We start from the raw sequence: 10,486 nt of genomic DNA, 5'->3' as shown, positions 1-10,486 counted from the left end.
CGGCGGTTCTTCTACTTGTTCTGGAGTTGTTTCTCCCACTTCTTCTGTTGGTTCTTCCAACTGATCTAGTTTCTTACCTTCACCTGTTTCTTCTTCCTTCGGCGTTTCTTCTACTTGCTCGCGGTTCTTTTCTCCATTTTCTTCTGCTGGATCAATTCGTTTTTCCCCATCTGTTTCTTCCAAAGTTTTTTTTGCTTTTTTTATTTCTTCCGCATTTTCTTCTATATTCTCAAGCCGCTTTTTGGCTTCAATATTTTCTTTTTCAACCTTTTCAGCTTCAATATTTTCCCTTTCAACCTTTTGGGCTTCCATAACTTCTGCAGAATCTACATCAGGATTAATTTCCGCTTGTTCATTTTGCTGCTCCGCTATGTCTTTATTTAATTGCTTTTGATATTTATCGAAATTAATCCTTTGATCACCCTCATCATGCACAACTTCCATTTCTTCTTGCTTACGTTCCTCAAATTGCTCATTATATTTATCGAAATTATAAGCTTGTTTCTTTTTCTCTTCCTTTTCTATACTTTTTTCTTTATTTTCTTCAATTTTTTCTGTTTCTTTTACTTTATCAATATGATCTTTGCCGTCAAAATTTGTCATATTCATTCATCCTTTAATAGATTATGTTTCATATAATTTATTACAGCTTCTCGTTTATAGCTTTCTTCTAAATCTCTGTTATCTAAAAAGACATTTAAAGTACATAATCTCGTATGATAATTTCGGAGTGAACTCATTCCGTTATTTTCCAACATTTCAAACAATCCTTCAAACCAATCTGGTTTAAACTCTGCATTTTTAGCGTCCTCTAACATGTCGCGTAACCAATTTTGCTTTACAATAAATCCCTTTATTTTTCCCATCTCTTCACGACGGTTACACTTATCCATACAAAAGGCGCAAGCAGGACCAAAATCATATTTTCTATCATAATGATGAAATTCGTTTTTCACTGCATCTTTCACATTTTGAATAACAGTTCTTCTTGAATAATCAAAATCTTCCTTTACATAAGGCATTTGTACGAGTTTTGGCCGCATATCTCCTTCTGCATAAACAGCAGCAAATCCTCTTCTTAAAGAACTAATGTATTCAATTTGTTCTTGTGTCATATTCATAGATTGTCCAATTAACTCACGATCTTCCTGCATAACAATTCTATGAACAATTTTTAAATTAGTATTTTTTAATGTATCCGGAGCTAGTTTCGTTGGAACTTGATCCGCAATTAAAAAACCTTGTCCATAACTACGAATTTCGGCTAATAAATTTGTAAAAAACTCTACTGATTTCGCACGAACATTCCCTTCCCCGCCACCTGATACATTAGCTAACAATCTATGTGCTTCTTCAATTAAAATCAGATGTTCAAATCCTTTATTTCTAGTAAGTTTCGTCCTTCTATATTCATAAAGTTGAACTAAAATAATTCCCATCATAAATGCTTTTACATCGTCATCGCCTATATCTTCTAGTTCCAAAATGACAGGTCGAGACAATAAATCCGCAATTGGAATAGACTTATCTGTATTTAACATGGCACCTTTGCCACCAACACGTAATGAGTGTATCCTTGCCTTAAGTGCTGCCGTAATATCTGATTTTAAGCGTTGATCATATCCTAAATTATCAACAACAACATCAACTTTGTAATATAAGTCATCTAAGGTTGGAAAAACATTTGCACCGTATTTATTTTTATTACTTAATATGTCCCAGCCTCGATCTTCATATATTTGATAAATGCTAGTTTCTAAAACATGCGGCATTGGTGCATAAAGCTCAAAGCTCGCCTTAAAAGTTGATAGCACATAATCAATATGAGTCTGTAATGGAACGCCTTCTATTTTTTCAAATGGGTTAATTCGATACGGAACAGAATTTTCATCCTCCGCTCCCAAGGTAAAGACTAAAACATCTTCAAAACCTTCCATATTGTACATTTCCCAATATTCCCGTTTAGCTGATTCGATTACCATGAAAGGAATACGGTGTTTATTCCATAAATTACGAAGCAGTCCTTTAGAAGTATTAGACTTACCTCCACCCGTAATTCCTACAATTAAACCATGTCTGCTTAAATCCATTAAATCCATATCATAGATGAGATTACTTGGCTCTAATTTTTCATACGACTTTATTTCTTCATTGCCATTAATGATCTTTCCTACTGTAAAACTATTACTTTCATCATGGATTGAACGACGGTTCGCAACATCAAACTCCACATACTGATCAATATAAAAACCCGGCATTTCTTTCCGTGGGATTTGGCATAAAGTTGAAAGCTCTCCAGTCGGCAAAATCGTTTGATACAAATACTTATAGCAATGAACTTCCTTCGTAATCCCTTCACCATGCAAATCCCATACTCCTATCGGATGCTTCATAGCCTTCTGGCGTGGTAATTCATTCGCTGGAAATTGAAAATTAGACGCATAGTATAAAATGTTATCTACTGGTAAAGCTCTTATTTTCTCCGGTTTAGATTGTTCACCATTATAAACAGAAGTAATTAAGTTTCTTAGCTTTGTTGCATTTACGAATTGATCCGCTAAATAGTATCCAGCAACTCTCCACATTCCCATCGTTCTTCCACTATCTATGCTCTCTTCTAATGAATTAAGATTGTCCACGTACTTTTGAATGGTTAAGTTCGTTACTTCCCAAGATTCTTTACCTAAACTCCCACCTGATTCTGATACTTTAATAAACTTACTTACGTTATCAATTTCATTCAATACCCTTTCATGCGCTAATGTCACTTGAAAAGGACTCATCGATTTCGCAACCACAATATACGCCCAAGAACCCCCATACATCCCGGTACATAAACGTTCAATTTGTTGACTCTTACTTTCTCCAAAAGTTTTATTAGTCGGGATACCTGTAATAATTCCTCCGTTATTCCCGATTGAACGTAACTTCCGTGACATCTCATCCATTTCCACTTCTTGCAATTTGGCATACGGATATGACGCATGCAATGAAGAAGATAAAATGGACTGATTGAATTGATCCGTTCCAACATAAACACCTATTTCTTTTGGACTACCAATCAGTAAAAATGTAAACGTTGACTGTAAAGATGAAAAACCACTAAGCACATCACTCATAATGGCATCAAAGTCAAATTCCTTTTCGTCCTTTCCCTCCCAAAAATTTGCAAGACCTTTTATTTTAACGAAACTAAGTTGTCCCAATGGTTCCATATTCAAATCCGGACTTAAATTCGATTTATCCAAATAAGACTTTCTCAATAAATGATCTTTTTCTCTTATTTCTACTGTATCTATGTTATGTAAGCGCAAAGAAATCCCCCCATTAATAAACTAAAGACTGCATAAAAAAGCACTCATACTTTTGAGTGCTCATTTTCATAATCTATTTAACGAAAAACCTTTTTAATCATTATCCAAATTCCAAAAAGAACGATGATTAACGGTAATATGGCAACAAATATATTTGATAAGAAAGTTAAAATGACAGATACCACTAAATTAACAAGCCCAATCCAGTCAAAAGAAATAACAAAATTAATAATAGAGAATAATAAGAATATAATAATTGCCGTCAAAAATCTTACACTATTTGCTGACATACCACTATTGACTGAAACTGTCGTGTTGCTATTTAAATTTTCAATATGCTTAGCTACTACTGTCCCATGACGATCGCGCTTTCCAAACACTTGAACTAAATTATGATCTCCAATTTTCCCTCTTACAATTTTTCCATATACAACTACTTCATGCCCTTCTCCATCTTGATCATACACTTGGAATGTATTCATGTATCCATCCTTCATAAATGGAATTCCTTTTATACATGCATCAAACCATCTTCCAAGCATTTTACCTGGTATTACATCCTCTTGAAAATTACTTACCTGCCCTTTTATTGATCCATTCCTTTTAGCCTTACTTACTTTTATTGTTTCTCTCGCTGCACTTGTTTGCTGCTCCGTATATGTAGATTCAAATGGATCAGTTGTTTTATTAGGGGGGGTGGGCTTCTTTTCTTCATAGAAAGTATTATCAAATACATCCGCAAAATCATCATTTACCGTAGTATTCGCTGATTTCTTTTTCATCCTTAAAAAGTTTTTACACTTCGGACATTCCCCAACATTTTTAGGATATTCCACCCCATCTAAACATATTGGACATTCTTTCACTTCTCTCTCTCCTCCCAAGGCAAGCCTTGCATAAAATAAATATTACATTTCTATACATATTTTAGTATATAATAGGAATTTAATTTTAATAAGCTATTTTTTTATATTTTTAATAATAAAACTCTTTTTCTATATATAAAGAATAAAAAATTTTATTTGCAAAAATATAACTAAGTACTCGAACATACAATAAAGTGATCCTTTAATCAGATGAGTTTTGTCCCCCCTCTCATTATTAACCACACCAATTAGGCCTGTACGTGCAGTTAATGCTGAATACAGCAAGCAACAACTAAAAAACAAAAAGACCCTAACCTCCTCAAACTATACAGGAAATTAGAGTCTTGTCTCATTATTCATTGATTAAATTAAAAAACTATGTTAAATTAGTACAGAAACACATTTTACAAAATACAAAGAACGTATTTATCCGTATCTTAATTTTACACCAAAACACATCTTCAGTCAACCTCTATTTTTCACTTTTAAAGGAGTGCTTACCGTATGAACAAAAAACTTGATTTAGAGCAAAAACGATTGGATACCGTAATTGAAACAATTACGGAGCAAATTGATAAACTGGAAAACGAAACTGGCAGACGCCGGGCAGAAGTAATCAATATTCGTAAACACTTTTGGGATGATGTGAAAGTGAACACTGATACTTTTGATGATTATCTGGAAACAGTTATCAACTTAAGGCAACAAGCTCAGTCACTAGCTGTCACACAAATTACTCATAAGCACACCTTTAATCGACTTGCCGCATTAAGACGCATGCATAAAGCACCTTATTTCGGAAGAATTGATTTTAAAGAAGAAGGAGAACCTGCTGCGGAGAAAATTTATATCGGTGTAGCCACGCTTACTGATGCAAGCGGAGAAAACTTTCTTATATATGACTGGCGCGCACCTATTTCGAGTGTGTACTATGATTATCCACCAGGACCGGCTGAATACAGTACACCAGGAGGCGTAATTCACGGTAATGTGGAGAAAAAATTACAATACATTATTCAAAATGGCGAGATTGATTCTATGTTCGATACGAGCCTTACAATTGGTGATGAGATCTTGCAACAAGCGCTCGGAAAAGGTACGAACAAACATATGCAAAGTATCGTTGCTACAATTCAGCGCGAGCAAAATGAAATTATTCGTCACGATGAAGGCCGACTTCTTATCGTGCAAGGAGCTGCTGGTAGCGGTAAAACGTCTGCTGCGCTGCAACGAATCGCCTACTTACTATATAAATATCGCGAATGGCTCAAAGCGGATCAAATTATTCTCTTCTCCCCTAACTCTATGTTCAATAGCTACGTATCTAACGTACTACCTGAACTCGGCGAAGAAAATATGCAGCAAGTGACATTCCAAGAATATTTAAACCATAGACTAAGCAAGTCATTTGATGTTGAAGATCCTTATGAGCAATTAGAATATATGCTAACTGAAACGAATAGCCCTACCTATAAAACGAGAAATGCGAGCATCCGATTTAAGGCATCTATTCAATTTTTCGAAATGATTAGAACGTACAGAGAATCTCTTGAATCTTCAGGCATGCTATTTAGGGGAATGAAATTTAGAGGAAAGTTAATTGTTTCTGCTAAAGAAATTACAGAGCAGTTTTACAATACCGATTCCTCCCTCCGCTTCCATAATCGAATTGAAAAGTTAACGGATTGGCTAAATAAACAAATAGATGAAATTGAAAAAACAGAACTGAAAAAGCCTTGGGTAGAAGAGGAAATTGAATTACTTAGTAAAGATGAATATCAAAAGGCTTATAAATATTTACAAAAAAAAGGTGAGTTTGACGACAACTCCTTTCAAGATTTTGAAAAAGAAACGAGAGTACTTGGACGTATGATTGTCCGTAAAAAATTGAAGCCACTGCGTAAAGGCGTTCAAACATTACGCTTTATCAATTTCACGGGCATATATAAACAACTTTTCACAGATGCATCATGGGGGACTGGAGAAAAACCGAAAGAATGGGATGACATTTGTTCTTTAACGGTGAACATGCTCGATGAAGGAAAACTATATTACGAGGATGCGACTCCATTTTTACTTTTAAAAGAGTTAATTGAAGGCTTCCAAACGAACAGATCGATTAAACACGTACTCGTAGACGAAGCGCAAGATTATTCGCCGTTTCAGTTCGAGTTTTTAAAACGTCTCTTCCCTGCCGCAAGAATGACAGTACTCGGAGACTTTAACCAAGCAATATTTGCCCATGCGAGTGAAACGGTGAATTTCGATACACTTACGAATTTATACGGACCAGACGAAACGAACGGCATTAACTTAACTCGTAGCTATCGCTCAACAAAACCGATTATTGAATTCACACGTGCTCTCGTACCAGAAGGAAAGAACATTCACGCCTTTGAACGTGACGGTGAGAAACCTACAGTGACGAAAGTATCAAATGATAGCGAACTGCACAAACATATTACTGCCAAAGTTGCTGCACTACAAAAAGAGCAGCACAATACGATCGCAATTATATGTAAATCTGCCGCCGAAAGTGTAGCTGCTTACGAAGCGCTTAATCATATCGAGAATATTAAACTCGTGAAGAGTAACTCAGCCGAGTATGAGCAAGGCATCGTCGTGATCCCTGCTTATTTAGCCAAGGGTATTGAATTTGACGCTGTTATTATTTACGATGCTTCTAAAGATGTGTACAGTGATGAGAGCGTTCGTAGATTGTTCTACACTGCTTGTACACGCGCGATGCATGAATTGCAACTTTATAGCGTTGGCGAGGTTAGTCCTTTTATACTTGAGGCTGATTCGGAGAGTTTTGAGCTTATTACAACACCTTGATAACAATCAAGGTGTTTTCTTTTTTATGCAGGACTTACACCTTTAAAGTAGAATATGTCAGTTTATAAAAAAGTTAAGGAGCGAAAAGATGAACCATTATTTTATTGCTATTTATGACGGTGAGTTTCCTACCGAAAAATTACATACCATTTTAAAATCTAAACACACTTTTACTGACCTAAACGTCCGCACCATTTCAATCTCCTCACCAAGACCTTTCACATTATTAGTTGGCGAAGAACACGATGCACTTACAACTGAACTTACAGACAAATACCACTTATTAACGAAAGAGTTGCAAACACTCAAGCAGCAAGAAAAGTACTACTATGTATACGATTACAAAATTAGAAAGACCATCGAGAATCCTACCCAAAAATGCTTTCCATTCGCACAAATCAATATAAGTGTTACGAAATTCCATCAGATGATTCAAAAAGTAAAAGACTTAAAACGCCCTGTATTTGCAGGCTATAACATCATTTTTCATGATGCAGACATACTTACGATTGACGTACTTCTTTCTTCACCTTTACTAGATCCTAACACTTCTGAAAAAGATGCGACAGAATATGCTTATTTACAGCAGCTAGCTGAATCAATTTCTCGTTCTGAATTATGTACTTCTATAAAAGCAAGTGCACTTATTTAAACACGAAAAGAGGGTTATTTATCATACCCCCCTTTTGCTATCTATTTACGTTTGTACTTGATCATAATAATAAATACCTTTATATGCAACTTATAATAAGTATCAAGGTGTCTTTCTCATTCTAAACGACATATCTTTACGTCGATATACACTCAACACAATTCCCATTATAAATGCATGAAACAGAGTTGGTATCAATCCATAGCTAATAAAAGGTAACGATATAGAAAAACGTGGTAATATCCCAAGAATCATGCCAACGTTACAAATGAAATGGATTGTGAAAAGAGTCACTCCACCAACGAGAAGCAATTTACCATAGCCATCATTGATTTTATAAGCTATGTTCATTATTCTTACTGCAAAAAGAGACAGAATCAAGACAAGAACTAGCGCAAGCACATATCCATAATAGTAAGTCAAACTCGCGAATACAAAATCAGTATGGGCAGCAGGGATAGCCTTTATATTTCCATATGTACCAAACCAACCTGCTGAAGACATCGCCTCTTTCAAACGTAAATACCATAGATCATGCTCCGAGTTTATAAATCCTAAAATTCTAGCTATCCGGTATTCTTTTACAGCAGACCAGGAAAATAGATCCCTAATAATAAAGGGTAAAACTGGTAATATTGTAATGAGCCATGCCGTTTTCTTTCCTAGCTTACTCCCCCAAAGCATAACGAATACCATCGTAATATAGATGAAAATTGGTAAAAGAATTGATGTAGCTGAAAATAGATATAAAGAAAATACGTACAACATGAGAAGATGTATAAACTTCAACCTACTATTATTGAAAAAAGAAGCCCAAGCTAGAAAAAAGAATGGTATCGTCATTAAACAGTCAATTTTGATAGGGCCAATTTTTATTATTGCTTCCCCAATCACGTAACCAGTTGGAAAACATTTTATCATTAACAAGATCAGTACCCCAATTGTATAAAACAGCCATCCGAGTCTTTCTAATTTTCGGTAATCAATCAGCATCATCACTACAACTGTTGCAACACCGAGAATAACAAAAATCACCTTATTCAGTAGTAAATCATTTGTATGTCCAAAAGCTATAACCGGCAAGAACCCTAATCCCATCGCAATCACTAATAAACCAATTAAAAACCAATCCACCTTTGGCTTATGTAGTTTGTTCAGTTCCCGGCCAAGTTTAATCGGACTCCCCATTTGCTCAACAGCCTTATCTTCAGCAACTTCCTCACTTAACCCTTTATCCATCCACATATTCTTTGCCTGTTTCAAGTGAAAATTCAGTTCAGTTGCTACTAAGTCCTTCGCTTCTTTTGATTTAATATGGTTCGTAACTTCTTTTAAAAAACGCTCCCCTTTTTTGTTCAATTTTTTCTCACTCCTGTACAAATCCTTTTAATATAAATTGTGCCTTCGCAGCATTTTTCTCTGCCTTCCGCAGCATCTTGTTTCCTTTATCATTTAATTGATAATATTTCGCTCCTGCATGATCCCAGCTAGATTGGATAAAGCGATTCTGTTCTAGACGATGTAATAACGTGTATAGAGACCCTTCATCTCCTTCGAATTTTTGAATCCCTCTCCCGCGCAGTAACTGCATCAATTCATAACCTGTTTTTTCATTCATAAGAAGTTGCAACACTGCTAAAAGGATATCTTCTTCCTTTTCGGACGATTGATTGATTTTTTCACGCACTCGTTTTCGATGTTGATCAGAAAAACTCAAATGTTTAAACGTTGTATTCTCCATTGATTTTCGCAGGCCTTTTAATCGATCTTCCATTTGATTATTCCTCCAATCCTTTCTTCAAAAGCTCCTTCGCTTTTTTCAGCCTCGTTTTTATCGTATTTTCCTTCACATCTATTACAATCGCAATCTCTTTAATTGATAATTCTTCATAATAAAATAGATAAATGACTTCTCGATATTTGATCGGTAAATTCATTACTGCAGACGCGAGCTCACGGTCCTCCGCATTTTGCATAACAGTTTGTTCGACACTATCATTTTGAACCCCCATATAAGCAGATTCATCCTCTGTCACGATCACCTTTTTGTTATACCAACTTTTTATATAGTCCTTACATTGATTAATCGCAATTCTCCATAACCACGTTTTCACATTCGAATTCCCTTTATATGTATGAAGAGATTTATAACATTTCACAAATATATCTTGCGTTAAATCCTCCGCAACCTCTTTATTATTTACATATGAATACACAAGCTGCAGAACTTCTTGTCCATACTTGTTCATTATTTCGTCGATAAGGTCTTCCTTATCTTCTATTTCAAACGCTTCTATCGTTAATTCATCCACATCATTTCCTCCTTCCCATATATTAGACGACGCACTGTATGGAAAAGTTTTATAAATTCACAAAAAATACAGAGGGTAATAACGTTTTTTATAAAACACTTCCTCAGCAACTTACATATAATAAACCGAATAGTCGTTACAATACATTCACCTAAAGAGCGCCTCTCTCCCAAGGCGCTTTTTAGGTTTGTAATAAGGATTTTGTGTTAGTTTTCTATGGTCAAAATTCCCCCTCACCACTAAATGAAAATGAGGACCCATTTAATCGAGTCCTCCTTCTTTCTAACACTCACTTAAAAAATCTAATATTTCATGGCCATACAAAGATGGATCGATAATATCAAAACCGATACATTCTTCATACAAGTGTAGTAGGCGTTGTCATCGGTAGAAGATACGTCGGTCCGTGGCTAATTTCTGTATACAAAAAAGCGAGAACCACCCTGCTTTGAACTGGACCCGAAAAGTTAGACATATATTTAAGCAGCTAATAAGGATTGAATT

Annotated in this window: 8 protein-coding genes; 2 read left to right on the top strand and 6 right to left on the bottom strand. The window is 35.3% G+C overall.

Annotated elements, in window-relative coordinates:
• The 3 genes from RTP99_RS27665 to RTP99_RS27655 all read right to left on the bottom strand — a co-directional run.
• A partial coding sequence (locus RTP99_RS27665) for a hypothetical protein (RefSeq protein WP_312368275.1) occupies positions 1–603 on the bottom strand: 603 nt, incomplete at its 3' end.
• Positions 604–605: 2 nt separating this feature from the next.
• Positions 606–3,314, bottom strand: a complete 2,709-nt coding sequence (locus RTP99_RS27660) for an ATP-binding protein (RefSeq protein ID WP_001236576.1) — start codon at positions 3,312–3,314, stop codon at positions 606–608.
• Positions 3,315–3,391: 77 nt separating this feature from the next.
• On the bottom strand, positions 3,392–4,180 hold the full coding sequence (locus RTP99_RS27655; protein WP_000656649.1) for a hypothetical protein: 789 nt from the start codon (positions 4,178–4,180) through the stop codon (positions 3,392–3,394).
• A gap of 504 nt (positions 4,181–4,684) precedes the next feature.
• Here RTP99_RS27655 and helD point away from each other — a divergent pair.
• Positions 4,685–7,018, top strand: coding sequence for an RNA polymerase recycling motor HelD (gene helD, locus RTP99_RS27650; RefSeq protein ID WP_046646515.1), 2,334 nt, complete (start codon positions 4,685–4,687; stop codon positions 7,016–7,018).
• Positions 7,019–7,106: 88 nt separating this feature from the next.
• Complete coding sequence (locus RTP99_RS27645; RefSeq protein ID WP_001017086.1) at positions 7,107–7,670, top strand: hypothetical protein; 564 nt, start codon at positions 7,107–7,109, stop codon at positions 7,668–7,670.
• 102 nt (positions 7,671–7,772) lie between these two features.
• On the opposite strand, the gene RTP99_RS27640 is transcribed toward RTP99_RS27645, so the two are convergent.
• From RTP99_RS27640 to RTP99_RS27630, 3 genes are read right to left on the bottom strand one after another with little or no spacing between them, the layout of a single operon-like run.
• The gene (locus RTP99_RS27640; RefSeq protein WP_001034631.1) at positions 7,773–9,029 is read right to left on the bottom strand and encodes an FtsW/RodA/SpoVE family cell cycle protein; all 1,257 of its coding nucleotides are present in this window, start codon (positions 9,027–9,029) and stop codon (positions 7,773–7,775) included.
• A 7-nt stretch (positions 9,030–9,036) separates the two neighbouring features.
• Entirely contained in the window at positions 9,037–9,444 is a 408-nt protein-coding gene (locus tag RTP99_RS27635) for a PadR family transcriptional regulator (RefSeq protein WP_000390176.1), read from the bottom strand.
• A gap of 4 nt (positions 9,445–9,448) precedes the next feature.
• Positions 9,449–9,982, bottom strand: coding sequence for a sigma-70 family RNA polymerase sigma factor (locus RTP99_RS27630; RefSeq protein ID WP_000344001.1), 534 nt, complete (start codon positions 9,980–9,982; stop codon positions 9,449–9,451).
• Between the last annotated feature and the right edge of the window lie 504 nt (positions 9,983–10,486).

It is taken from the genome of Bacillus sp. (in: firmicutes) (assembly GCF_031983925.1).
Lineage (GTDB): Bacteria > Bacillota > Bacilli > Bacillales > Bacillaceae_G > Bacillus_A > Bacillus_A pacificus.
The sequence above is the reverse complement of the archived record's forward strand: the minus strand, read 5'-3'. Positions and strand labels throughout refer to the sequence as shown.

Bases quoted from the DNA above. Each gene is read 5' to 3' on its own strand.
- helD (WP_046646515.1), top strand. From the start codon at position 4,685: ATGAACAAAAAACTTGATTTAGAGCAAAAACGATTGGATACCGTAATT.
- RTP99_RS27645 (WP_001017086.1), top strand. From the start codon at position 7,107: ATGAACCATTATTTTATTGCTATTTATGACGGTGAGTTTCCTACCGAA.
- RTP99_RS27635 (WP_000390176.1), bottom strand. From the start codon at position 9,444: ATGGAAGATCGATTAAAAGGCCTGCGAAAATCAATGGAGAATACAACG.